Annotated in this window: 18 protein-coding genes and 1 pseudogene; 1 reads left to right on the top strand and 18 read right to left on the bottom strand. The window is 55.0% G+C overall.

What is annotated here, in order from left to right:
- Positions 1-392: 392 nt before the first annotated feature.
- From glnA to MKY96_RS10580, 16 genes and pseudogenes are all read right to left on the bottom strand, one after another.
- The gene (gene glnA / locus MKY96_RS10655) at positions 393-1,721 is read right to left on the bottom strand and encodes a type I glutamate--ammonia ligase (protein WP_036724635.1); all 1,329 of its coding nucleotides are present in this window, start codon (positions 1,719-1,721) and stop codon (positions 393-395) included.
- Between the two features lie 29 nt (positions 1,722-1,750).
- A complete protein-coding gene (locus tag MKY96_RS10650) occupies positions 1,751-2,161 on the bottom strand; it encodes a MerR family transcriptional regulator (protein WP_019910684.1) in 411 nt (136 codons plus the stop codon).
- Between the two features lie 276 nt (positions 2,162-2,437).
- Positions 2,438-2,971, bottom strand: a complete 534-nt coding sequence (locus MKY96_RS10645) for an AAA family ATPase (RefSeq protein WP_076079351.1) — start codon at positions 2,969-2,971, stop codon at positions 2,438-2,440.
- 28 nt (positions 2,972-2,999) lie between these two features.
- Positions 3,000-4,253: a methionine gamma-lyase family protein gene (locus tag MKY96_RS10640; protein ID WP_340940271.1), complete on the bottom strand. Its 1,254-nt coding sequence runs from the start codon at positions 4,251-4,253 to the stop codon at positions 3,000-3,002.
- A 202-nt stretch (positions 4,254-4,455) separates the two neighbouring features.
- Positions 4,456-5,745, bottom strand: a complete 1,290-nt coding sequence (gene hflX / locus MKY96_RS10635) for a GTPase HflX (protein WP_340940269.1) — start codon at positions 5,743-5,745, stop codon at positions 4,456-4,458.
- A 32-nt stretch (positions 5,746-5,777) separates the two neighbouring features.
- The gene (locus MKY96_RS10630; protein WP_209880048.1) at positions 5,778-6,752 is read right to left on the bottom strand and encodes an AAA family ATPase; all 975 of its coding nucleotides are present in this window, start codon (positions 6,750-6,752) and stop codon (positions 5,778-5,780) included.
- 90 nt (positions 6,753-6,842) lie between these two features.
- Positions 6,843-7,499 (bottom strand): YdcF family protein, encoded by a 657-nt coding sequence (locus tag MKY96_RS10625; RefSeq protein ID WP_340940267.1) that lies wholly within the window; start codon positions 7,497-7,499, stop codon positions 6,843-6,845.
- A gap of 3 nt (positions 7,500-7,502) precedes the next feature.
- Positions 7,503-8,057 carry a DUF402 domain-containing protein gene (locus tag MKY96_RS10620; protein ID WP_076079356.1) on the bottom strand — a complete coding sequence of 185 codons (555 nt, stop codon included), beginning with the start codon at positions 8,055-8,057 and terminating at the stop codon, positions 7,503-7,505.
- A gap of 158 nt (positions 8,058-8,215) precedes the next feature.
- Complete coding sequence (locus MKY96_RS10615; RefSeq protein WP_340940264.1) at positions 8,216-10,867, bottom strand: transglycosylase domain-containing protein; 2,652 nt, start codon at positions 10,865-10,867, stop codon at positions 8,216-8,218.
- 139 nt (positions 10,868-11,006) lie between these two features.
- Complete coding sequence (gene hfq / locus MKY96_RS10610; RefSeq protein WP_036724623.1) at positions 11,007-11,246, bottom strand: RNA chaperone Hfq; 240 nt, start codon at positions 11,244-11,246, stop codon at positions 11,007-11,009.
- 19 nt (positions 11,247-11,265) lie between these two features.
- Positions 11,266-12,246 carry a tRNA (adenosine(37)-N6)-dimethylallyltransferase MiaA gene (gene miaA / locus MKY96_RS10605; RefSeq protein ID WP_340940260.1) on the bottom strand — a complete coding sequence of 327 codons (981 nt, stop codon included), beginning with the start codon at positions 12,244-12,246 and terminating at the stop codon, positions 11,266-11,268.
- Entirely contained in the window at positions 12,236-13,015 is a 780-nt protein-coding gene (locus MKY96_RS10600) for a class I SAM-dependent methyltransferase (protein WP_340940257.1), read from the bottom strand. Before MKY96_RS10600 ends, miaA begins: the two co-directional genes overlap by 11 nt.
- Positions 13,016-13,056: 41 nt before the next feature.
- Complete coding sequence (gene mutL / locus MKY96_RS10595) at positions 13,057-15,162, bottom strand: DNA mismatch repair endonuclease MutL (RefSeq protein WP_340940256.1); 2,106 nt, start codon at positions 15,160-15,162, stop codon at positions 13,057-13,059.
- An 846-nt stretch (positions 15,163-16,008) separates the two neighbouring features.
- Entirely contained in the window at positions 16,009-18,867 is a 2,859-nt protein-coding gene (gene mutS / locus MKY96_RS10590) for a DNA mismatch repair protein MutS (protein ID WP_340940255.1), read from the bottom strand.
- Positions 18,868-20,419: 1,552 nt separating this feature from the next.
- Positions 20,420-21,225, bottom strand: a pseudogene (locus MKY96_RS10585) (putative amidoligase domain-containing protein).
- Positions 21,226-21,808: 583 nt separating this feature from the next.
- Complete coding sequence (locus tag MKY96_RS10580) at positions 21,809-21,997, bottom strand: hypothetical protein (RefSeq protein ID WP_340940254.1); 189 nt, start codon at positions 21,995-21,997, stop codon at positions 21,809-21,811.
- Here MKY96_RS10580 and MKY96_RS10575 point away from each other — a divergent pair.
- Entirely contained in the window at positions 21,996-22,148 is a 153-nt protein-coding gene (locus tag MKY96_RS10575) for a hypothetical protein (RefSeq protein ID WP_340940252.1), read from the top strand. The genes MKY96_RS10580 and MKY96_RS10575 overlap by 2 nt on opposite strands.
- 366 nt (positions 22,149-22,514) lie before the next feature.
- Here MKY96_RS10575 and MKY96_RS10570 read toward each other — a convergent pair whose 3' ends face one another.
- Both MKY96_RS10570 and MKY96_RS10565 read right to left on the bottom strand, forming a co-directional pair.
- On the bottom strand, positions 22,515-23,072 hold the full coding sequence (locus MKY96_RS10570) for an outer spore coat protein CotE (protein WP_076085230.1): 558 nt from the start codon (positions 23,070-23,072) through the stop codon (positions 22,515-22,517).
- A gap of 260 nt (positions 23,073-23,332) precedes the next feature.
- Positions 23,333-24,352: an HD-GYP domain-containing protein gene (locus tag MKY96_RS10565; protein ID WP_036699042.1), complete on the bottom strand. Its 1,020-nt coding sequence runs from the start codon at positions 24,350-24,352 to the stop codon at positions 23,333-23,335.
- Positions 24,353-24,390 lie beyond the last annotated feature (38 nt).

Here is a 24,390-nt window from a genome sequence, read left to right as displayed (position 1 = left end):
CTTGGTGGGGATTGAACAATTTTCGAGGAGAGGTTGGTTAATCCGCCCCTTTATTGAAGTGTAGTAACTACGTCCACTCCATATTGATCCCAGGAACATATTCTGTTATATGTCAAATCAATAGGAGGCAGCTACTATGTCTTGCCCGAAGCATCGAAAAGTAATTGTCGTAAAACTGCACCCGGGTCAAAAAGCGATTATCGTTTGTAAGCATAAAAAACGCCGGCGGCATTGCTAAGATGAATTACAAGGGGCTGTTCCAAAAGCCATGAAATGGCTACTGGGACAGTCCTTTATTTTGGAGTAGAACATCGTTAAAAACAAAAAGAAATCCTCCCGCGTCCACATACAAAAAAGCCCCCTGCGTTTAGAGCGCCGGGGGCTACTGTATCCTAGTAAAGCGTCATGTACTGATCTCTTTCCCACTCGTGGACCTGGGTCCGGTAGATATCCCATTCGATTTCCTTCAGCTCGTAGAAGTGGGCCAGGGCGTGTTCGCCGAGGGCTTCAGTGATCACGTGGCTGCGGATCATTTCGTTCAGGGCTTCCTTCAGATCGGCTGGCAGACTTGGGATGCCTTCTTCGATCCGCTCTTCTTCGGACATCACATAGATGTTACGGTCGATAGGAGCTGGAAGATCGAGCTGACGCTTAATTCCATCCAGACCTGCCTTCAGCATAACAGCCAGTGCAAGGTAAGGGTTAGCCGCAGGGTCCGGGTTACGAACCTCAACGCGTGTGCTAAGTCCTCTCGAAGCCGGAATACGGATCATTGGGCTACGGTTACTTGCAGACCAGGCTACATAACAAGGTGCTTCATAACCAGGCACCAGACGCTTGTAAGAGTTGACAGTCGGGTTAGTGATCGCTGCAAAAGCACGTGCGTGCTTCAGAATCCCCGCCATGTAATAACGGGCAGTCTTGCTAAGGCCCAGCTTATCGCTCTCATCGTAGAACATATTCTCTTTGCCTTTGAACAGGGATTGGTGAGCGTGCATACCAGATCCGTTCATACCGAACAGCGGCTTAGGCATAAAGGTTGCATGCAGGCCGTGATGGCGGGCTACCGTCTTCACGACAAGCTTGAAGGTCTGAATCTGATCCGCTGCCTTGATGGCATCGGCATATTTGAAGTCAATTTCATGCTGGCCGGAAGCCACTTCGTGGTGGGAGGCTTCAATTTCAAAGCCCATCTCTTCCAGTGTCAATACGATTTCGCGGCGGCAGTTCTCCCCAAGATCCATTGGCGCCAGATCGAAATATCCACCCTGGTCATTCAGCTCTGTAGTCGGATTGCCCTTCTCGTCTGTTCTGAACAGGAAGAATTCCGGCTCCGGTCCAACATTCATAGCTGTAAAGCCCATTTCTTCCGCTTCCTGCAGACAACGCTTGAGGATACCACGCGGGTCTCCGGCAAACGGTGTGCCATCCGGCATGTACACATCACAAATCAGACGTGCCACACGGCTGTCAGTCACCCAAGGGAAGATCACCCAGGTGCTCAGGTCCGGATACAGATACATATCGGATTCTTCAATCCGCACATAACCTTCGATGGACGAGCCATCGAACATCATTTTATTGTCGAGTGCTTTTTCAAGCTGGCTTACCGGAATCTCTACATTCTTGATCGTTCCCAGCAAATCGGTGAATTGCAGGCGAATAAACCGGACGTTCTCGTCCTTGGAAATGCGCAGAATATCCTCTTTAGTAAAGCTCACGTTACCCTCTCCCTTTCAACAGCTCTATATTATTTATTAAAAAACCGGGATAGCTCACCTTGGATTAGAGACACTTGTCCCGGTCTTTTACCGGAAACCAGCTCCTGCTTCAGCAGACGGTGAAGCTGCGAATCAGACAACTCTCTACGTCTCACCTCTGTGTCAGGGGTAATAACCGTAGCTTCTTCAGATTCCTTCGAGACAGGATTCATCACCTGCTTGATGCCGGCAATATTAACACCCTTCTCAATCAACGCCTTGATCTCAAGCAGACGTTCCACATCATTAAAAGAGAACAAACGCTGGTTGCCGGAGGTACGCGCAGGTACGATCAGGCTGTGCTGCTCATAATAACGAATTTGTCTGGCGGATAGATCTGTTAACTTCATTACGATTCCAATCGGAAATAATGCCATATTTCTGCGGATTTCATCACCCATGACTCATCCAACCTTCCAATGATCTTTTTCTCATCTCATTGTACATTTCCTTATATGGCGTGTCAATGGTATGTGAGTTTTTCTCACAAGATTTCTTTCACCCATTGTGAGATTAACAGATCAAAGTGTCCGATGCATGGGATTTGGTTCCCCGAAGTATATCACAAAGAGCAATCCGCAGGCAAAATCCGCCCACATAACAGGGCTTTAGTTCCGATGACGAAATAGATGCTTTGCGGGGGCCTTAAAGGCTTACTGTACATGTTTCATGGCATGTCACGCTTCAACGACCCATTCCCCTTCTCCAGCCGGAGTCTCGAATCCGTTCAGGAAACGGGTCAGAATCTCCTCGGTAATGGTGAATGCCGCATTGGCATCCATCCGCTCGCTTCTTAACAGGAGCCGCCGCCGTAGCTCTTCAGGCTGTACCTTGAGGAAGATCACAGCCCATTTCCCGCCATACTCCCCGATCAGCTGCTTGTAATCATCCCGGCGCTGCCGCTGCCAGAAGCTGAAATCCACCACCACATGACGCTTCGCCTGAACCAGCTGCACCAGCTCTTTGCGCAGCTTGCGTTCCGACTGTTCCTTCAAGGATTCGTACTCCTCCTCAGGATAATCTATCCCGTAGCGGCCATATGTACTCCAGATATCCTCATCGATGGACAGCCGGACGAACCCCTCATGCTCCAGCTTAAGCGCAAAAGTCGTTTTGCCCGAACCCGCTACTCCGCACATCATGACGACTAGTGGAGCCTTGTCCGCACTCCTTTTCTGCAACAATCCCTCGATTGCTTCTGCTTCGTACATCGGCCTCTGCCTCCTATGTGTTCGAGAACTACAGCAGCTTGCGCTCCCTCATGCTCTGAAGAGCCATTAATACCCCGTATTTGACATGAGAATAGGTTAATCCGCCTTGCATGTACCCGATATACGGTGCGCGAATGGGCGCGTCGGCTGACAGCTCCAGGCTTCCGCCCTGGATGAAGGTCCCGGCAGCCATGATGACTGGATGCTCATATCCCGGCATGTCCCAAGGCTCAGGCACGACGTGGCTGTCTACCGCTGCTGCGCGCTGGATGCCTTGTACGAAGGCAATCAGATGCTCGGGTCCGTCAAAAGCCACCGCCTGAATCAGATCCGTACGCGGCTCATGCCAGGCAGGCTTGGTGGTGAAGCCGCAGCGCTGGAATACCGCCGCTGCGAAGATACTTCCCTTCACAGCCTGTCCCACCGTATGCGGGGCCATGAACAGGCCTTGATACAGGCCGCGCGTCGTGCCGAGCATCGCTCCTACCTCACCGCCGATTCCAGGGGCAGTCAGACGGTAGGCCGCCAGCTCCACCAGCTCTGCACGGCCGCAGATATAACCGCCGGTCTCGGCGATTCCGCCGCCGGGATTCTTGATCAGCGAACCGGCTACCAGATCAGCGCCAACCTGCGGCGGCTCCAGCGTCTCGGTGAACTCACCGTAGCAATTATCCACGAATACGATCACATCCGGCTTAATGGCTTTTACCCGCGCTGCCATCTCGCCAATCTCAGCGACCGTGAAGGACGAACGCCAGTCATAGCCGCGCGAACGCTGGATTCCGATGACCTTGGTCTTGTCATTTATTGCTAAGGCGACCTCCTCCCAGTCAACCTTTCCCTCTTCTGTCAGCGCTGTCTCCCGGTAGCCGATGCCGAAATCTGCCAGAGAGCCGCTCCCGTCTCCTGGCTTCCCCACCACCTTGTGCAGCGTATCATAGGGGCGTCCTGTAATGTACAGAAGCTCATCTCCGGGCCGCAGCACACCGAACAGAGCGGTTGATATGGTATGAGTTCCTGAAGCGAAATGCGGCCGGACTAGCGCCGCTTCCGCACCGAATACTTCAGCATAGACCAGATCCAGCACCTCACGCCCCCGGTCATTGTAGGCATAACCGGTAGAACCTGCGAAGTGAAAATCACTCACATGCTGACGCTGGAAGGCTTCGATCACCTTCCACTGATTATGATCCACAATCCGGTCCAGCGCCTTGACCGCACCTTCAATTTCAAGCTCTGCAGCTTCCGCTGCCTGTAATAAATCCTCTGCAAATCCTGCCATGTCCCCTTCATCTCTCCTAACATTCTGTATAATGATGCCCCGCTTCCGCAAGTGATGTACAGTCTGATAGGCATCGATTCCCGGAAAACCCGCACAACAAAGCCTGCCTGGATCAATATCCGAAGCAGACTGTTGCTATGCGGGCTATGAATGCTTCCTATCTTAGCGGTTCATGCCAACTCCCAGCGGGTCAGATAAGCCATTATTGCGGCTCCACGAATTCAGCCAGCTTGTAGCTCCATTTATCGTAATCCTCTTTATTCAGCCTCACGTTATAGAGTACATCGCTTCCGTCATAATCCTGTTCAAGCACCTCGCCCACCCGGTAGAGCAGAGAGGACAGATCCCCGCGGTCACCGGGAATGCGGAAGATTAGAGTATCCCCGGCCAGCTGATCGCTGATGATCTCCGTGATCCGTGAGAGGTCCTCCTCATTAAAAGCACTGATCTTCAGGAAGCCCTCACCGGTCGGGAGCATCTCCAGCTGCTCCGGCTGACACAGATCGATTTTGTTGAACAATACGATCTGCGGTTTGCCTGCCGCGCCCAGATCCTGCAGAATACTCTGAACGACCTCCATCTGCTCCTCACGCATCGGAGAAGAGGAATCCACCACATGCAGCACCAGATTGGCTTCATTCACTTCCTCCAGCGTAGCGCGGAAGGAGGCTACGAGATCATGCGGCAGATTCTGAATGAAGCCGACGGTGTCTGTAAGCACGACCTCCTTGCTGCCCGGAAGCTGAAGCACACGCGAGGTCGGGTCAAGGGTAGCGAACAATTGGTTCTCGATGTACACATCGGCATCGGTCAGCTGCTTCAGCAGCGTGGATTTGCCCGCGTTGGTATAGCCTACCAGTGCCACCTGAACCGCACCGCTCTTGCGGCGGTGTTCACGGTGCAGCTCACGGGTCTTGACCACCTCATCCAGCTGGCGCTTCAGCTCGGTAATCCGCTCACGGATATGCCGGCGGTCCGTCTCCAGCTTGCTCTCTCCGGGACCTCTCGTACCAATTCCGCCTCCCTGACGCGACAGATTCTTGCCTTGCCCGGACAGGCGCGGCAGCAGATAAGACAGCTGGGCCAGCTCTACCTGGATGATCCCTTCACGGGTCTTCGCGCGTCCGGCGAAGATATCAAGAATCAGCTGTGTGCGGTCAATGATTTTGAGATCCAGCGCCTCTTCCAGATTACGCACCTGCGCCCCGGACAGCTCCTGATCGAAGATGGCAGTATTCGCGCCAAGCCCGTCAGCGGCCATCCGAAGCTCTTCCACCTTACCCTTACCGATAAACCACCTGGAATCGGGGGTCTCCTTATTCTGCCGCAATACATCCAGCACCTCTAGCCCGGCGGTCTCTGCTAATTGTACCAGCTCCTGGAGCGAGAGCTCAGGGTCGATCCCGGTGCGTTTGATCTTGTCAGTCACCAGACTGACCAGAATCGCCCGGTCCTGCACTTCTGTCTCTGTGTCATGTGTTGTAGTTGCCATTCATTCCATGCTCCTCATCTATTCTTCCTGGACTATCCTTTGAAATCCTCGGTCCGCAGCGTCATCAGCTCCTGCTTGCCCGGACTTGTACTCTCATACTGGTTCAAGAGCCGCACAGCCTGTGCGCGTACCGCCTTCTCAATACTGTTGCGTACATACCTTGCATTGCTGAAAGCATGCAGACTCTCTGTCTTCTCCATAAGCAAATGCTGCTTGAGTCTGAGTATGGCCTGCGGCATCAAAATATAATCACGGTCCTTGGCCATCAGCTCGGCAATCTGCAGCAGCTGGTCGATGGTATAATCGGGAAATTCAACCTGGATCGGAAACCGCGAGGGCAGACCCGGATTGCTCATCAGAAAATAGTCAATCTCGCCGGAATACCCGGCCAGAATCAGGACAAACTGGCTGCGGTGGTCCTCCATCGATTTCACTAGCGTGTCGATGGCCTCCTTGCCGAAATCCTTGTCTCCGCCGCGGGCCAGACTGTAAGCTTCATCGATGAAGAGAATACCGCCGAGCGCTTTTTTCACCAGATCCCGCGTCTTCTGGGCAGTATGTCCGATATATTCGCCTACCAGATCTGCGCGCTCTACTTCAATCAGATGCCCTTTGCTGAGCACACCCATCCGCTGGAACAGCTTCGCCACAATCCGTGCAACCGTGGTTTTGCCAGTCCCCGGATTGCCCTTGAATACCATATGGTAGGCCTGGCCTCCGGTGGCAAGTCCGGCTTCACTGCGCATCTGGGCCACCTGCAGCAGGGCATAGATCTCGAAGACCAGCTCTTTGATGTTATCCAGACCTACAAGTGCATCCAGCTCCCGGCTCAGCTCCTGGAACAGTCCGCTATGGCTGCCGGGCTTGGGAGCTGCCGTGCCGCCTGCGCTATCAGCCGGCAAGCCGGACACCGGGGCCGGAGCCTGATTATTCAGCACAATGTTAATCTGCCTGGACGGTCTGCGTTCTTCCCGTCCGCTGCTTGCCGCCGCTACATGTCCGTTCACCTAGTTCACCTCATTATACAGGTCTGACTTGCTCTAACCAGTCTATTCCAGTATAAAAGGCGTTATTAGCAGTTTTGGAAATTAGCAGATTTACAGCGACAGCTCCTGCAACTTCCATTTGGTGTAGGCCAGAATCTCGCGGGACTTATACTTAAGCATCGACATCACTTTAGACTCTGCGACACCAAGCTCCGGGTTCTTGTACCCCAGCTTATGCGCAATTTCCAAGGCGCGGCGGCCATGGAAATCATGGGTAATCACGACGGCTGAAGACAAGCCCTCCTGCTGCATGACGGTCTTGCTGAAGAGCAGGTTCTCGTAAGTGCTGGTAGACTGGTCCTCCAGATAGATCACCTTATCCGGTACTCCATGGGCAACCAGATACCTCTGCATGCCTTCGGCTTCCGTGTACTTATACTCCGGCTGATCCAGCCCTCCAGAGACAACAAAATGGCTGAATGCACCGGACTTATACAGCTCAAGCGCATAATCCAGCCGTTCCTTCAGCCCGGGACTCGGTTCATCCCCCCACATCGACATCCCCAGAATAACTCCGGCGTCCGCCTTCACCATGGGTGAGGTAGTTGCTGCACTGTTAATTCTGTTAAAAGCTACTCCGCACCAGATGAATCCGGCCACAATCAGTACCAGCAGCGAAACCGCCAGCACCCGCTTTGTACGGTGATGGCGCTTGCGCGACACTTTACGTATCGGGGATGAACCCCGATGATAGACATACCAATCCATGATCTACTTCCTCCTAAATTCTCCGTGATGAAACAATTCGGCACGATGCTTCAGTGAAAGGGAGAAATACGGAAAGGCATGAGCGTCTATCGCACGCAGTATTGCATTGGCTGTTGACCAGGCTAACTGGTAATCACTGTCCGTGATATCTTCCCGCTCCAGCGCTTCCTCCAGCTCATCCTCATCCAGCAAAAACACTTCACCATTCCACAGTACGACAACATCCAGATACAGATCGTCGAACCAGGGAACCCCTTGATCGGTCACACCCTGGACCTTGCAGGTATCAATGTACCACTGCACAATATTTTGCCGTTCATCAAACATAGCCGTCACAATATAGTGGCTGTCCTTGGGAAAATACTGCAGCCATGAATACCCCTTGTCCGCAATGCGGTATGTATGCCTGCCGTAACTCTTCCATAGCGGCTCCTTCAGCCCGTATATAGTGTAGAGTGTGATATAACCGCTGAACTCCCGGGTCTCCACATAGCGGCAGGCAAAATGGCGGCGGGTAATCCTGCGCCAGTTGGCCCGGTCTCCGAATTTACGTTTCATATGAATAACCCTCTTCTGATAATGGTGCATTCAGCTTAACACATTTTGCAGAGACACTCAAAACAAGAAAACCCCGACATCCGGCAATTCTGCATCGCGCAGAGCTCCCGGAGCTGTCAGGGTAATCGTTCATGCTATGAATTTGACTTCAAGTCAGTCTAATGCACATTGCCGGGCCCTTCGACAAAACCGCTGCCCGGATCACTTGCCGGATCGGTTCCGGCATTCGGGTCAGGGATGATTCCGGGATCAACCGTACCGGTTGTCGCCTCCGGTGTCGGTAACGGCTCTGGCGTGGCAGCCGCAGGCGGCGGTGTCATCTCAGGCGGGGTTGTGGCTGCTCCGCTGCCGTTATCCCCTCCTCGACCGTTGCCGTTATTACCTGGACCGTGATTACCTGGACCATTATTACCTGATCCGTTATTCCCAGGTCCATTGTCTGGCGGATTGCCGCCGTTCTCTCCAGTTCCGGAATCGCCGCCGTTATCGGGGCTATCCGTAGGCAGAGTCGGGTCAGGCGTCATCTCTGGCTCAGGGGTCTGAAGCTCATCCTGAACGGACACCGTTATAGTCTCAGAAGGCTCGCTCTCCTGATCTAGTTCCTGATAATATGCAGTAACATAATATTCGTAAGACAGTCCCGGCATCGCACTGATGTCCCCGATATTCGAGGCCATGGTGTTCATGAGCGGGGTGAAGTCTGCTTCAGACGTCTCGCGGCGGTAAATACGGTATTCTACCCCGCTGGCCGCAGCAGGATTCCAGCTCATATTGACCGTCATCGTGGATGGATCATACGCAGCCTGGAAGCCCGTTACCGCCGATACCGCTTCAGGCGTCGGCGTAGCCTCTACCTCTGGAGCAGCGCCCTTCGGTACCGGGAACTGCTTGGCAGGTACACCTTCGAGCGCCTTCTCCATGACCTTGCCCCAGAAGGCAGCGGCCAGCGGACTGCTGTTCTTCAGCAGATGGGTCTTGCTCGGCTTGTCGTAGCCCATCCATACCGCTGCCGTCCATTCCGGCGTATAGCCGACGAACCAGACATCACGGTTCGAGCTGATGCCCTTATATCCGCTTTGTGTTGTACCGGTCTTACCGGCTACCGGACGGTTAATTTTCGCTTTTTTACCTGTACCGTCCTGTACAACACGCTGCATCATCTCTGTCATCTGATAGGCCGTCTGTTCACTCATCACACGGTCTGCCTTGGTGTTCGCCTTGTAGACGGTCTTGTCATCAGCGTCAGCTATAGACTTGATCGAGTATGCCTCCCGCAGTTCTCCCCCGTTAGCAAAGGCACTGTAGGCCTGGGCCATCTCCATCGTGTTCGTTCCCTCACTCATCCCGCCGAGGGCGAGCGACAGGTTCTTGTCTTCATCCTTCAGGTTGATGCCAAGCTTCTTGGCGAACTGGAAGCCGGTATTCACACCGATCTCATTCAGCAGCCAAACCGCCGGAATATTCTCCGACTTCGTCAGCGCATCGCTCATACTGATCGACTTCGAGTACCCGTGCAGATTGTTCGGACAATATTTGCCGAAGCACTGCTTCTCATTGCTCAGCATGGAATCATTCGTGAATTTGCCGGATTCCAGTGCCGGTGCATAGGATACCAGGGGCTTGAAGGCAGAACCCGGTGAGCGGCGGCTGCCGTCGATCCGGCTATAGCCTTTTTTCTCATAATTACGTCCGCCCATCAAGGCTACAACGCTGCCGTTCTCCTGATTCACAATGGTCATCGAGCCTTGTACCAGCTCATCGTCCACACTTTTCTCAAAGTTATCACTGTCGGCAAAAGCATCCTCAATCGTCTCCTGGGCATGCTTATCCATAGTTGTGTAAATCTTATACCCGCCGATGTTGAGATCATCCTCGGTCAGCCCGAATTTGTCCTCAGCCTCACCAATCGCATAATCAATGAATGCCTGGTAACGCTGCTTCTTCTCAGGCGGCTTGTAGTTGTAATCCACAGCCTTCGCCTCGTCCATCTGCTCCTTGGTAATCAGCTTCTGCTCATACATGAGTTGAAGCACTACGCCCCGGCGTTCCTTCGACAGCTCGGGGTTACGCAGCGGATTATAGCGGGACGGCCCTTTGGGCATTGCAGCCAGGGTCGCTATCTGCCACAGCTTAAGGTCATTCAGATCGCTTTTCCCAAAATAACGGATCGATGCTGCCTTAATCCCGTAAGTGGTTCCGCCGAACGGAATCCGGTTCAGGTACATCGTGATAATACTCTCTTTGGATTCTTGCTTCTCCAGTGCAACGGCAATCGACACCTCGGTCGCCTTACGGAAGAAGGTCTTGTCGCGGTTCAGAAAGATGTTCTTCGCCAGCTGCTGGGTAATTGTACTCCCGCCTTCTACCATACTGCGGGCCGCAATATCCTTGACCGCCGCGCGTCCGATGGACCAGAGGTCCACCCCGTTATGCTCGAAGAACCGTTTATCCTCGGTGGCTACGAATGCTTTAACCAGCATCTGGGGAAGATCCTCATATTCCACCGGATCGCTTTTCTCCAATGACAGCTCGCCGATCAGGTTCCGGTTCCGGTCAAAAATCTGTGTCGGCGGATTGATCGTCAGCTTATCCCTGTTCTCCTCCAGCAGCTTCTGCCCGTTCAGCATGATGAACAAATAGCCGCCCAGCGCACAAAAAATAGCCAGCGCAACTGAAAAAAACAAACTCCACAGCACACGTTTTTTGGTTAAGAATCTTTTCTTTTTTTTCTTCGGCTTCCCTTGGGAGCTTGGCGGCTGACTTCCTCTGTTTCTGTTACCGCCGCTCCGGGTTAACTGGTCTCTGGACATGCTGCCTCCTGACTCCCTTAACGGAAAAAACATAAATGATGTTCACGAATGAAAAGAACAACCTTCGCAGGTTGCTCTCTCGCACTCTCTATTCAAACGATTTATAAACAAAAAGGTTTCGCTTCAAGACGGTAAAATCTTAATTCTCGCTGTTGTTGTCCTGCATCAGTGATACGCTCCGCTGCGGCGTAAATGTGGAGATCGCATGCTTGTACACCATCTGCTGGCGCCCGTCACTGTCGATGACAATGGTGAAGTTGTCGAACGCTTTGATAATTCCCCGGATTTGAAAGCCGTTGGTCAAATATACTGTAGCAGGGATATTCTCTTTGCGCAGCTGGTTCAAGAACGTATCTTGAATATTAATGGACTTGTTCATATGACGTACCCCCAATGGTTCAATTAGATTGTTCAGAAGTATATTCAAGACCTGTGAGAAACTTTCCTGCTATTATACCATTTAATTTCGCAAAATTCTCAGAAAAGTTTTGGCACTCCAGGACGTCAATCCACTGAATCTCCTTCATGTGGCGAAACCATGACAACTGCCGCTTGGCAAACCGGCGGGTGTCACGCTTCAGCAGCACCACGGCTTCCTCAAGCGTCATCTCCCCCTCCAGGTAAGCGGCAATTTCCTTGTAGCCCAAACCCTGCATAGACACAAGACTCCTGCCGTAGCCTTGATCCAGCAGCCGCTGCACCTCAGACACGAGGCCATCCGCTAGCATCTGATCGATTCGCTCTTCAATACGTTTATATAGTATTTTCCGGTCCATTGTCAAACCGATCAGGCATAATTCATAGGGAGACTCCTTCTTCTGGACGGCCAGCGAGTCGGATAACGGGACGTTCGTCTGGTGATAAATCTCCAGCGCGCGGATGATCCGCCTGCGGTCATTGGGATGCAGCCGCTCCGCGCTGGCCGGGTCTACCGCTGCCAGCCGGGCATGCAGGGCATCAGCCCCATGCTCCTCGGCGTAGGCCTCCTGCTGCTCGCGGAAAGCCTCGTCAGCCACCGCTTCGGAGAAGCGGAAGCCGTAGCATAACGATTCAATATACAGTCCAGTACCGCCCACAATAAAAGGCAGCTTGCCTCGCGCGCTGATCTCCTCGATCAGCCGCGCCCCCTGCTCCTGGAATTCAGCCGTGGAATACGCATCCTGCGGATCATGAATATCAATCAGATGATGGGGGATGCCCTTCATCTCCTCCGGCGTAATCTTGGCGGTACCAATATCCATCCCGCGGTAGACCTGCATCGAATCCCCGGAGATGATCTCGGCTCCGTGGGCCTCGGCCAGCTCCAGACTCAGTCTGGTCTTTCCGACCGCTGTCGGACCCAGCAGTACAAGCACTTTGCGTTTCTTCTTAGTTGTCAATGGTAATCACCCCGTACGATGTTTTGGCATTGGCCCGCAGCAGCTCCTTGAAGCCGAGGCGGGTGAATTCTCCGCTCAGCGCCTTCTCCTTGAGCAGCACGGTCTTGCGGGCCACCCTGGTGGCCTCAGCCACGCTGTCAGCCGATAGCGCAGCCGGATTGGCGAATTGCCGCAGCGGCGAGATCGCCGCCGAATCCGTCAGCGGCACCCGGAACATCGGGTCGAAGTAGACAATGTCGATGCTCTTGTCCGGCTGGGCACGCAGATATTCCAGGTGATCCCCGTGCCGCACATCAATACGGCGCAGGGCTTCGTTCACCTTCACCTGGCCGGATACATAGCCGCTCATCCCTTCCAGCAGGAGGGCGTACAGCGGCAGCGAGCTCTCCAGCGCCGTCACCTTGGAGGTCTCCCCACCGGTGACGGCGAACAGCAGCGAATCCGCTCCGAGTCCGGCCGTGCAGTCCAGCACGCTATCACCGGGGAGCATGCCTGCGGCATCGATCATAGGGTCGGGCTCGCCTCTTAAGATTCTTTTGGCGCGGACGAACCCCATGCTGGGATGGAATTCCATCGGCGGCATTCCCGGCGTAATCAGCCGGACGGCCTCCTGCAGAACCACCAGAACCTGTTCGTCCCCGTAATGCTCCACCAGCTTGCCCATCGAGAATTTCGCTCTCGGAGCATAGGCGCAGCCTGTGCGGTCCGCAAGCTCCCGGGCCCGGGCCACCACTTGCGGTATCGGGTCAAAGCCCGTAGTTATAATCATGTTGCCTCCGTTCTGCACTCTATAAATGTACAATATAGCCACTACATAACGCGCTTAAACAGCTTCTCCAGATCATAGGCCGAGAACGACACAACGATCGGGCGTCCATGCGGGCAGGTATAAGGCTGACGGCAGGCCGCGAGCCTGGTGAGGAGCGATTCCACTTCCAGCTCTGTAAGCTTCTGGTTGGCTTTGATGGAAGCCTTGCAGGAGCAGAGAATGGAGGATTTCTCACGCAGCTTGGCGAGGTCAATCGACCGTTCGCTTAAGACCCACTCCGCCATCTCTTCGATGACCGCCTTCTCATCCCCTTCCGGGAACCAGTACGGCAAGGAACGGACCAGGAAGGTCTGCCCGCCAAAATGCTCAAGCACGACCCCCGCCTGCTCGAACCAGTGCAGCCGTTCGCTAAGCTGCCTGCTCTCCGAAGGCGTGAACTCCAGCGTAATCGGCAGCAAAAGCTCCTGTGAGGCATCTTCAGGCTTGCCGAATTTCTCATAGTAAAATTCATAATTCACCCGCTCATGCGCAGCGTGCTGGTCAATCAGGTACAATCCGCTGTCATTCTGGGCGATAATATAGGTTCCGTGATGCTGGCCGATATAATTCAGCTCAGGAAACTGCGGAAGACCAGTGCCGGTCTGCTCCGCAGGAGCATATAGCTCCCCGGCCGCCTGCTGCTGCCCCCGGCCAGCGATGGCTGCCGGAGGGCGGTAGCTGTCGCGGGGGCCGGAGGACGGCTGGCGGTATGAACCCTGGGCGGTGTTCCCGCCGCTGTAAGCAGCAGCCGTCTCTCTGGCCTGCTGCTGCTCCTGTGCATTGCTGCCGCTATAAGGCCGGGTATTCCCGGATGCTTGGGAAGCCGCATAAGGGCCTTCTGCGGCTGGAGCGGCAGCGTCCGTTAATGGACCAGCGCTGCCGGAGAACGGAGCGCCGCTCCCTCCGCTGGAAGGCAGCTGGTTGCCCCCTCCGCCGCTGGAAGCGCCAGGCATTCCCTGGCCCTTGCTGCGCGGAGCTGCTGACATATCCGCACCGCCCGCTTCCGTGCCTTGCTGGATATTGCCCGGAGCCGCGCCTTTGGAGAAGGCGAATTGCTCCTGAATGAAGGAGCTGCTGTTCTTGCCGCCGATGATCTCCTTGGTAGGGCGCGGAATCAGGCTCTGGCCCATCAGCAGCGAGCGGAGCTGCTGTTCTATGAAGCCGTACAGCTCGGGTTCCTTGCTGAAGCGCACTTCAAGCTTGGCCGGATGCACGTTGACATCCACGAGTGACGGGTGCATCTCCAGCTTCAGGACCAGCAGCGGATAACGGTTAATCGGCAGCAGCGTATGGTAAGCGCGCATGATCGCCGCGTTCAGCCCGTTGCTGCGGATGTAACGTCCCCCGACCAGCGTCGTCACCGCATTGCGGTTCGAGCGTGTCCACTCGGGACGGCTGATATAGCCGGAGATCCGGAAGTCCGGATCTTCCGCCGACACAGGGAGCATGGCCTTAGCCGCTGAGGTGCCGTATACAGCAGCAATCACCTGCAGCAGGTCTCCGTTGCCCAGCGTATGCAGCAATTGATTGCTGTTATGCTGGAGGGTGAAGGAGATATCCGGGTGGGCCAGCGCCATCCGGTACATGGCATCCGAGATATGGCCCAGCTCGGTCTGGATGCTCTTCATATACTTCAGGCGGGCAGGCGTATTATAGAACAGCTCCCGCACGGTAAGGTCACTGCCTTGGCCGGAAGCTGCATCTTCATTACGGATCAGCCTGCCGCCCTCAATGTCCAGTACCCGTCCCTTCCCGTCGTCTCCGCTTGCGGTCAGCAGCGTCAGCTTCGATACCGCTGCGATACTCGCCAGCGCTTCTCCACGGAAGCCGAGACTGGTGATCAGGAATAGATCACGGCCGCTGGCAATTTTGCTGGTCGCATGGCGGTAGAAGGCGGTCTCGCAGTCCTCCGGCTCGATCCCCGAGCCGTTATCCTTCACCCGGATGCTCTGCAGTCCCCCCTCTTCCACAGAGACTTCAATGCGGGTGCTGCCCGCATCGATCGCGTTCTCGACAAGCTCCTTCACTACAGAAGCAGGACGTTCCACTACCTCCCCGGCAGCAATCTGGTTGGCAATATGCTCATCCAGCACATGAATTTTAGCCATATTCGTTCACCCCGCATGTATTTATTTTATTGATAATATTGATCATTAACGGTCTGTAAAAGCCTTATCCGGACAAGTAGAAACGGCTTTGCCGTCCTTTGCGGTCCTTTTAAAGGACGTACCGTATCAAAGAGATAATCATTCTAACGGATGAATAAGATTACCTTCGCGCGAGCACAACGTATGCTGTTTTTCACATATATTTAGGCCATATGCCTGCTTGCGAACACAATGTATATTGTTTTTCACATACATTCAGATGTGTGTCTACTTGCGAGCACAATGTATGCTGTTTTTCACATACATTCGGGCCGTGTGCCTGCTTGCGAGCACCATGTATGTTGTTTTCCACATACATTCGGGCCGTGCGCCTGCTTGCGAGCACCATGTATGTTGTTTTTCACATACATCGGGCCGTATGCCTGCTTGCGAGCACAATGTATGCTGTTTTTCACATACATCGGGCCGTATGCCTGCTTGCGAGCACCATGTATGTTGTTTTCCACATACATTCGGGCCGTGTGCCTGCTTGAGAACACAATGTACGCAGTTTTTCACATATATTTAGGCCGTGTGGCTGCTTGCGAGCACCATGTATGCTGTTTTTCACATATATTCGGCCGTGTGGCTGCTTGTGAGCACCATGTATGCTGTTTTTCACATACATTCGGGCCGTGCGCCTGCTTGCGAGCACAATGTATGCTGTTTTTCACATATATTCGGGCCGTGTGCCTGCTTGCGAGCACAATGTATGCTGTTTTTCACATATATTTGCTACTTATTCCGCTGTAACAGCCAAACGTATTTGGTTTTAAGCACGCCTTCAACGGCAGCAGTTCCGCTGAACTACAGCTCCCTTGCCTTCAGCTTCAGCTCATTCAGCAGGCCCATCGCCTGCAGCGGGGTCATATTCATCAGATCCGCGCCTTGCACGGCGGTGATTAGCTCTTTGAGCAGCGGATTGTCTTTGACGGCAGGTGCCACGGCTCCGACCTTGCGGTTCTTGCGCGGCTCTTCCTCGCCAAAGATAGACAGCTGCACCACTTCATTGTCCTCTTCCTCTACAGGAGAAGCAAGGGTAACGGCAGCTTCACGCTGTCCGGCAGCCATAGAAGCGGCGGCTTCGGAAGACGGGTCCGAATGGGCTGAAGCTTGGGTGGTGCGTTCAGCCGAATAGGACTGGCTGACTGGGGCAGCTCCTTCTCCGGCATCCGGCGTCTGCGCAGCGGTAGCCTGATGCTCCTGTATAACCGTTCCGCTCCCGCTCCGGTCACTGTAACCCGTGCCGTAATTCAGCGATGTACTGCCCGGCGGAGAAGCCTGTTCGATGCTCTGGAGCAGCCCGTAAGCCCGGTCAATAATTCCTTCAGGCAATCCAGCCAGCCTTGCACAATAGATCCCGTAGCTGCTGTCCGCAGCTCCCGGCACAAGCTTACGGAGGAAGTTCACCTTGTCGCCGCTCTCCTGTACCGCCATCGAATAATTCCGCAGCCCCTCAAGGCTCTGCTCCAGATGGGCCAGCTCATGGAAATGTGTGGAGACCAGTGCCTTGCAGGCAATGGTATCATGCACATATTCGATCACCGCCTGGGCAATCGCCATCCCCTCGCTGGTTGAAGTCCCCCGGCCCAGTTCATCGATGATGATCAGGCTGCGGGCGGTGGCTTTCTCGGTCATGACCTGAATATCAGCCATCTCGACCATGAACGTGCTCTGGCCGCCGATCAGGTCATCCGCTGCACCGATCCGCGTGAATATGCGGTCGATCAGCGCCACCTCGGCGCTGGCTGCAGGCACGAAGCAGCCGATCTGGGCCATGATGCAGATGAGCGCCACCTGGCGCATATACGTGCTTTTGCCGGCCATGTTGGGTCCTGTAATCAGCAGGATATTGCCCTCGTCCTTGCTTAGCGTGCTCCCGTTCGCAATGAATGCCGAATCCTTCAGCACCGCCTCCACAACCGGATGGCGTCCACCTTCAACCCGCAGATCATAGCTGTCGGACAGCTTGGGCTTCACGAACCGGTGCTCCGCACTGACTGCTGCGAGGCACTGATACACATCAATCTCTGCCACCTTCTCGGCCAGCGCCTGCAGACGCGGAACCTGGCTGCTGATCCGCTCGCGCAGCTCGGTGAACAGACTGTATTCCAGATCTGTCATCTTATCCTGGGCCTCCAGGATCAGCGCTTCCTTCTCCTTCAGCTCCGGGGTGACATACCGCTCGGCATTAGCCAGTGTCTGCTTGCGCTCATAGCGGCCTTCCGGCAGCGCGGACAGATTGGAGCGGGTGATTTCTATATAATAGCCGAAGACTTTGTTGTAGCCGATCTTGAGGGATTTGATCCCGGTCACCTGGCGTTCCTTCGCTTCAAGCTCGGCAATCCAGCGCTTGCCGCTGCTGCTGGCTTCCCGCAGCTCGTCCAGCCGCTCATGGTAGCCCGCGCGGATGATTCCGCCGTCACGCACGGACACCGGTGCATCCTCCACAATCGCCCGTTCAATATCCTCACGAAGCTCCGCACATTCGTCCATGGACGCGCCGATCTCCCTTAAGGTGGACGAGCCAGAGGTCAGGCACATCTCCTTCAGCGCAGGAATCTGGGCCAGGGACAGCCTCAGTGCGTTCATATCGCGCCCGTTCGCGCTGCCGAAGGCAATCCGCCCGACCAGCCGCTCCAGATCGTAGATCTCCTTCAGCGCCCCGCGCAGATCCTCGCGGACGATGAACTGGTTATACAGATAGTCGACGGCTTCCAGACGGCGCTCAATCGGCGCGCGCTGCAAGAGCGGCTTATCAATCCGGCGGCGCAGCAGGCGGCCGCCCATCGAGGTCTCGGTGCGGTCCAGGAGCCAGAGCAGCGAGCCTTTTTTGGAGCGTTCCCTCACGGTCTCGGTCAGCTCCAGATTCCGCCGGGTGAACGGATCGAGAATCATATAATTTCCCGGCTCGTAAGGTGAGATCTGGGTAAGCTGTCCGAGTGAACGCCGCTGGGTCTCGCTGAAATAGGAGATCAGCAGCGCCAGCACACGGCCGCGCTCCTTCTCCAGCCGGACCCAGGCCGCTTCGCCGAACTGGCGGCGGGCCAGCGCCTCCTCCTGCTTGTCCCACGGCGTATAGACCACAGGCTTGGCCAGCAGGGAAGCTTCACTGCGCAGCTCCTCCAGCAGGGCCGAATCCCCGATAATCTCTGCAGGCTCGTAGATGCCGATCTCGTCGCGCAGCCACTCGGTGCTTGCGAGTACCGATGTGACATACAGCTCACCTGTCGTTAAATCGCAGGCAGCCAGCGCCATCATCCCGTCTTCCTCTGTTACGCAGACGAGGTAGTTGTTGCTTTTGTCCGAAATAATCTTACCGTCCATCACGGTACCCGGTGTTACGACCCGGACGATATCGCGGCGGACCATCCCTTTAGTCACGGCAGGATCATCCAGCTGCTCGCAGATCGCGACCTTGTAGCCCTTCTCGATCAGTCGCTGTATGTACCCCTCGGCGGCATGATACGGTACACCGCACATCGGAATCTTTTCCCCGATCCCGCCATCGCGGCCTGTTAATGTAATCTCAAGCTCTTTGGATGCAAGCAGCGCATCCTCGAAGAACATCTCATAGAAATCGCCCAAGCGAAAGAAAAGGAAAGCGTCTTTAGCCCCTTCCTTGACTTTGAGATACTGCTGAATCATCGGCGTATAGTTTGCCATCGTCTACCTCCATACCTACTTCATACTGTTCTCTATTATAGCAGAAACTCCGCTCCCCGGGTTACCCCTGGCACGCCCGCAAAGGTTCCTAAAAGTTGGTGGGAGTATTCAGGGGGATGTCGGGCGGGCTGGCGCTTGGGGATTAGGGGTTTGTGGGGGGAGGCTTGAATGTGATTGTGTGAGATATATTAGTTGGGGGGTGGGTGTAAGGGCGGGGTGAGACGGAATGCGGGACTGTGCGGGGATGTGGGGAGCGTGAGTAACTTGGGGGGGATGCGAGTGTTAGGGGCTGAGTGAGGCGGAGTACGGGGCGGGGCAAGGATGTGGGGAGCGTGAGTAACTTGGGGGCGAGTGTTAGGGGCTGAGTGAGGCGGAGTACGGGGCTGTGCGGGGATGTGCGGAGCGTGAGTAACTTGGGGGGATTCGAGTGTTAGGGGCTGAGTGAGGCGGAATGCGGGGCGGGGCAAGGATGTGGGGAGCGTGAGTAACTTGGGGGATGCGAGTGTTAGGGGCTGAGTGAGGCGGAGTACGGGGCTGTGCGGGGATGTGGGTGAGCAGTAAGAGCGGCTGAGAATGTTTGGTCAGAGTGCGGGCTATATGTGGTGGGAATCCAGGTGAGAATACTTGGTCCAGATGCGTATACGCGAGTGCGAGTGCGGAGTGGCAAATGCGGATGCTTGTGTGAGTGCGAAATATGGTGACGGAGGCTTAGGCAAGCATAGTCAGGTATGGTGATGAGAGTTCCTGGCAGGTTTTTTATTCTATTGTAGTTTGTGCATTAGATGGCCCTGTAATTGTCTGAAAAATAGGATCTGTTGCACTTCGTACATTAGAAATCCTTAAAAGGAGAGTTTTCGGACCAAATCCCAGAAATCTAATGTACGAACTACATCAGAATGGATCTCAGCGCTGGCAAACGGCGATTCTGCTGCAGTAAATGCAATCACTCAGATAATCAGCTTTGTTAATCACTTCGTTAATTACTTCAACAGACCCATATAGCTGCGATAGCGGGATTAGAATAGTAACTTGCACTGGTAAGAATACGTCAGATTTTTATTAGTGGAAGTAACGAACAGCAGTTTGACCAACCGCATCTTGAGGTTCTTCTGTGTCCCCTTTATATACAAGCTACAGTGGTATACATAATTGTAATTTGTACAACTAAAATGTCCGATATTCCACCGACTATCCGTTTAGTTGTAGTTTGTACATTTAAAAATCCATCTGTACTCGGGTTCACGCCATTCGGGCAAATTTAGTTGTACAGACTACACTTAGAAGAGAAAAAGCTTCTTTTGGAGTGTGTTTAGTTGTACAGAATACACCTATGGCTGAATGTTCACTTCGAACGAAACTTCATGAATGGGCGCACGTTTGAAGGGAGGATTGGTTGAGTAACTTAGGTAATGGAGAGTAAGCCAGAGTAATTGAGAGTACATGAGTACGATTGTTTGTTTAAAAATATAGCCGCCATAGCTACAGCTTCCCACACCTGGCGGTGCAGTCAAGCTGTAACTGGCGGCTATCGGGACTTGACGGGCGGCGGGCTCTATTGATATGCATCCGCCCGCCCGGAAGGCAGCGCCCCGGAGTCCGGCGGGGCGCTGCGTACCCAGGAGCCGCGGATATCCCGCGACTCATCCCAGCTCTGCTGCTCCGCTATGGCGCGCAGCAGCGGATCAATCCACCGGGCGGCGGCTGCGTAGCCGCCCAGTGCGCGCAGCTGCGCCTCCAGGGGAGGCCAGGCTGTGCGCAGAGGAGATTTGCAGCCGCTGTAGAAGGCGGCATGCAGGTCTTCCCGGTCGAGCGGGCGCAGCGGCAGGTCTTCATAATGGCTCACGATCAGGTGAGCCAGACAGACCGCGCCTTTGGCGATGACCGGGGAGACCAGGAAGCTCGGCAGGGTCCGGTACTCGAAGCCGCCATGCGGCTGCCGCCGGAAATCGCCGAGCACGCCATAGCGGGGACGCCGGGCCGCAGCCCGGATGTCCTCCAGCAGGAACAAGGGCAGCGCTAGATAGTTATCTAGCGCGCGCAGGAGCGGCGCACACAGCGTGACGCCGCTGAAGTGCAGGTGGCCGCCGAGGGCCCAGCCCCGCAGCGGCATACCTCCCGCCCGCCAGCGGAGCGAGCGGTCGGCAATGAGCCGGTCCGCCTCGCGTGCGGCGGACATCAGCTGCGCCAGCAGCGCGCGCGGTTCCCCGCGCGGCGCAGGGCGCAGCTCCGCCACCGGGAACACGCCGCGCGTTCCCGGGGTCCGGCGTCGCAGCCCGCGACGCCGTCCATGGGCAGGTACCGCGACGCCGGCACGACGCGGCCCGAGGATTCCCGGAGCAGCAGGAACTCCGGGTCCATGCCCATGAGCAGCCCCGGCCGGCCCGGCTGCTCACTGTCAAGCATCCGCGCAAGCGCTGCGGATGCTGACCGGTACGGCTCAGGCAGCGCTCCTGCGGGATCAGGCAGCACCGGAGTGATGCCTGTCACCATATACCGCCGCCCGCCCATGGCCCGCAGCTCCACCTCGCCGCTATCCAGTCCCAGGCTATACAGCGCCCGCACCGCAGTAGTCCGCAGAACCCCCGCAGAACCCCGCAACTCACTTCCCCCGCCACCTAAACTGCCAAACGCTTCCTCTCCATTCCCATACTCCTCCTGCCCCCAGCTCCTACTCCACCACTCCCATACTCACCCTGCCCCCCAGCTCCTACCCCGCCACTCCCATACTCACCCTGCCCCCCAGTTCCTACTCCACCACTCCCATACTCACCCTGCCCTCCAACTCCTACTCCATCTCTCTCATTCCCGCCTTGCCCCCCAACTCCTCCCCCGCCACTCCCATACTCTCCCTGCCCCCCAGCTCCTACCCCACCACTCCCATACTCTCCCTGCCTTCCAACTCTTCCACCACCACTCCCATACTCTCCCTGCCCTCTAGCTCCTACTCCACCACTCCCATAATCACCCTGCCCCCCAGCTCCTGCTCCACCACTCCCATCCCCACCCAACCATCCAGCCCCAAGCCCCCCGCCCATAGCCGCCCCCGCTCCAAGGGGCTGGCAGTCCAGCACGGCCAGATTGAAGATGAGCACACGGTAGTGCTGTCTGTAGCTTTCGGAGTCTTGTCCATGCGACTGGGTACGGATGTCTCTTGTATCTTGCCGCCGCGACCCTCTGCCGATAGAATTGGAGTCGGCCTCAATCCCGCAGCGCCGGAGCCTGCGTTCGATCTGCTCCGGCGCAAGCTGCCGGAATACGTTCAGCCCTTCATTCATGTCTAATGCCTCCGCCCATACGAAAATTCCTCAGGGCCATATCCCCCCGCGCACCGTCCTGTACCGGACAATACCCTTTGAGCGATAAGCCGCTGAGGAAGCCTGACCCCCAATTCATTTCGAAATCGCAATGACGCTATCATGTTACAGCCAAAGCCCACAGACAGTGGCTGCCGCTCCTCCCGCTCCAGCATCCCTCTCCGCTTCATTTCGCCTTGAAGGATAATGCTCAGCGTGAAGCATACATTTAACGTTCAAAAAATTATTTTGCATTTTTAAAAAAAAGAGGGCATTCGCCCTCTACGCCGCTGCCCTCTCATCATATAATGGATCATAACCCACACAGTACTTCAGGCAGCGGCGCATTCCTTCCTAGAGCTCATCATCCAGAGCGTCAGGGTCCATATCATCGTAATCATAGTTCTCGCCTTCAAAATCATAATCCTTGTCTTCCAGATCGTCACTCTGATCACTGACAAACACGCGGAGCTTGGTCTCAGCCACCAGTTCCGCATCGAACTCGCGTTCCACCCGGAGTGTCACACTGCCTCCGCCCGGCGATACCCCGGCTTCCACACAATTGGGTTCCTGCGTTGCCTCCGCAGAGACCTGTGCCGTGGAAGCACGGTGTCTCGGGTCGAGGTACGACAATGGAATAAGCTCCACATAGGAGACCGTTTCCTTGGCAACCTCGGTCTGCTTGTTTTTGTCGTACGAATACCAGATGTTCACATCATAGGTACCGATTACTTCGATTCCGTTCCCGGCGGCAACCGCTTCGTACTGGTGGTTAATGATCCAAGCCCCCAGAATACTAGTCGGATGATGTGGCGGAGTCACGGTATGGGTTGCTGTAGAGAACTTACGACCTTTGCCGCAAATTGCCTTCGTAATGATCTCCCTTGTTTGACGTTTATGGCTTAATGACATCTTTGAACCTCCTCCATACAATCATTCACTATCAAGTGTATGCACGTTCTGGGCATTTGTTGATTGTTAGAGTAGAAATAAATTTGGGTAAGCCCTCAGATGCCGTAACTGAAGCCCTTTGCTTCATTTTATTGCCGGATTTAGTCCATTATGAGTCTCCTGACCTGAAAAACAACAAAAGTAGCGGCTCCCCCAAACCGGGAAAACCGCTACTTTTTATTGTGCCAACATCTTAAGCTGGGAAGAGCAGAGGCCCCCTGCTAGGAAAGTACACGTACGATGCCAAGCTGCCGGTGGCGGCTGAGATCGATGAAGTCCTCACCGATGTTCACCAGCGGACGCAGCGGGTCATGGGCCAGAATCATAATGATTTTGCCGATCTGCCCGTCCGTCAGGAGCACCTCATTGCCGATCATCGACTGCATCAGCTTATTAATGAATACACTGCAGATATACGGGTCCAGCTTGCCGTAGACGTTCTCGTCCATCTGCTTGAGCACCTCATACAGCGGCGCGGCTGTACGGTAGAACCGGTCCGAAGTCATCGCGTGGAAAATATCCGCCACCGCCACGATCTTGCTGAAATCCGTAATCCGGTGGCCCAGCACGCCGAAGGGATAGCCGCTGCCGTCCATCCGCTCATGGTGCTGCAGCGCCACAAGCGCCTGCATATGATTGGTGCCCACCGTATCGCGGATCATCTCATAGCCATAGGTGGTGTGCTTTTTCATCAGGGCATATTCATCCTCACTCAGCGGACCCGGCTTGGTGAGGATCTCGGCCGGAATCATAATTTTGCCGATATCATGAAGCGTCGCAGCAATCGTCAGCATGCTCAGCTCGTCCGGCTTCAGCTTCAGCCATTTGCCGAGCAGCGTAGAGATGATGCCCACCGCCACATTATGCCTGTATGTATAGTCATCCTTAGTCTGCAGCGCAGACAATATTCCGAAGAAATCATTCTTCTCGCTCACCTGCTGGATGAACGGGATCACTTCATTCCTGAGCTCAATCATCGGCAGACGCTTCGTCTTCGTATAACGCAGCTGCTCAAAAATACTCTCCATCGCCGCCGTACAATCATCCACAGCCAGCTGATAGAATGCAGCGCTGTCGACCTGGACCACATCCTGCGGCTCCAGAACGATCTTGTGCTGCGTAATCAGGCGGATATGCTCTCCGGTGAGCAGGGTCAATGCCGGCAAGACAAATACACCGCTATGATTAAAAAGGTTCGCTACCAGCTGTTTGCCGATATATTGATCATTGCTGTTATTCATATTCCTCACCTGCCAGACCAAGATTCTTGGGTTTTGGA

It is taken from the genome of Paenibacillus sp. FSL R7-0302 (assembly GCF_038006885.1).
Classification (GTDB): domain Bacteria; phylum Bacillota; class Bacilli; order Paenibacillales; family Paenibacillaceae; genus Paenibacillus_AQ.
This window is presented reverse-complemented; position numbering and strand designations above follow the sequence as displayed.

What these genes read in the sequence shown, in the direction of transcription:
- MKY96_RS10575 (WP_340940252.1), top strand. Translation starts at nt 21,996, where the DNA reads ATGCGACTGGGTACGGATGTCTCTTGTATCTTGCCGCCGCGACCCTCT.
- MKY96_RS10625 (WP_340940267.1), bottom strand. Translation starts at nt 7,499, where the DNA reads ATGGATTGGTATGTCTATCATCGGGGTTCATCCCCGATACGTAAAGTG.
- hfq (WP_036724623.1), bottom strand. Translation starts at nt 11,246, where the DNA reads ATGAACAAGTCCATTAATATTCAAGATACGTTCTTGAACCAGCTGCGC.
- MKY96_RS10580 (WP_340940254.1), bottom strand. Translation starts at nt 21,997, where the DNA reads ATGGACAAGACTCCGAAAGCTACAGACAGCACTACCGTGTGCTCATCT.
- MKY96_RS10640 (WP_340940271.1), bottom strand. Translation starts at nt 4,253, where the DNA reads ATGGCAGGATTTGCAGAGGATTTATTACAGGCAGCGGAAGCTGCAGAG.
- MKY96_RS10620 (WP_076079356.1), bottom strand. Translation starts at nt 8,057, where the DNA reads ATGAAACGTAAATTCGGAGACCGGGCCAACTGGCGCAGGATTACCCGC.
- MKY96_RS10615 (WP_340940264.1), bottom strand. Translation starts at nt 10,867, where the DNA reads ATGTCCAGAGACCAGTTAACCCGGAGCGGCGGTAACAGAAACAGAGGA.
- mutL (WP_340940256.1), bottom strand. Translation starts at nt 15,162, where the DNA reads ATGGCTAAAATTCATGTGCTGGATGAGCATATTGCCAACCAGATTGCT.
- hflX (WP_340940269.1), bottom strand. Translation starts at nt 5,745, where the DNA reads ATGGCAACTACAACACATGACACAGAGACAGAAGTGCAGGACCGGGCG.
- MKY96_RS10600 (WP_340940257.1), bottom strand. Translation starts at nt 13,015, where the DNA reads ATGATTATAACTACGGGCTTTGACCCGATACCGCAAGTGGTGGCCCGG.
- MKY96_RS10645 (WP_076079351.1), bottom strand. Translation starts at nt 2,971, where the DNA reads ATGTACGAAGCAGAAGCAATCGAGGGATTGTTGCAGAAAAGGAGTGCG.
- MKY96_RS10570 (WP_076085230.1), bottom strand. Translation starts at nt 23,072, where the DNA reads ATGTCATTAAGCCATAAACGTCAAACAAGGGAGATCATTACGAAGGCA.
- MKY96_RS10650 (WP_019910684.1), bottom strand. Translation starts at nt 2,161, where the DNA reads ATGGGTGATGAAATCCGCAGAAATATGGCATTATTTCCGATTGGAATC.
- MKY96_RS10565 (WP_036699042.1), bottom strand. Translation starts at nt 24,352, where the DNA reads ATGAATAACAGCAATGATCAATATATCGGCAAACAGCTGGTAGCGAAC.
- mutS (WP_340940255.1), bottom strand. Translation starts at nt 18,867, where the DNA reads ATGGCAAACTATACGCCGATGATTCAGCAGTATCTCAAAGTCAAGGAA.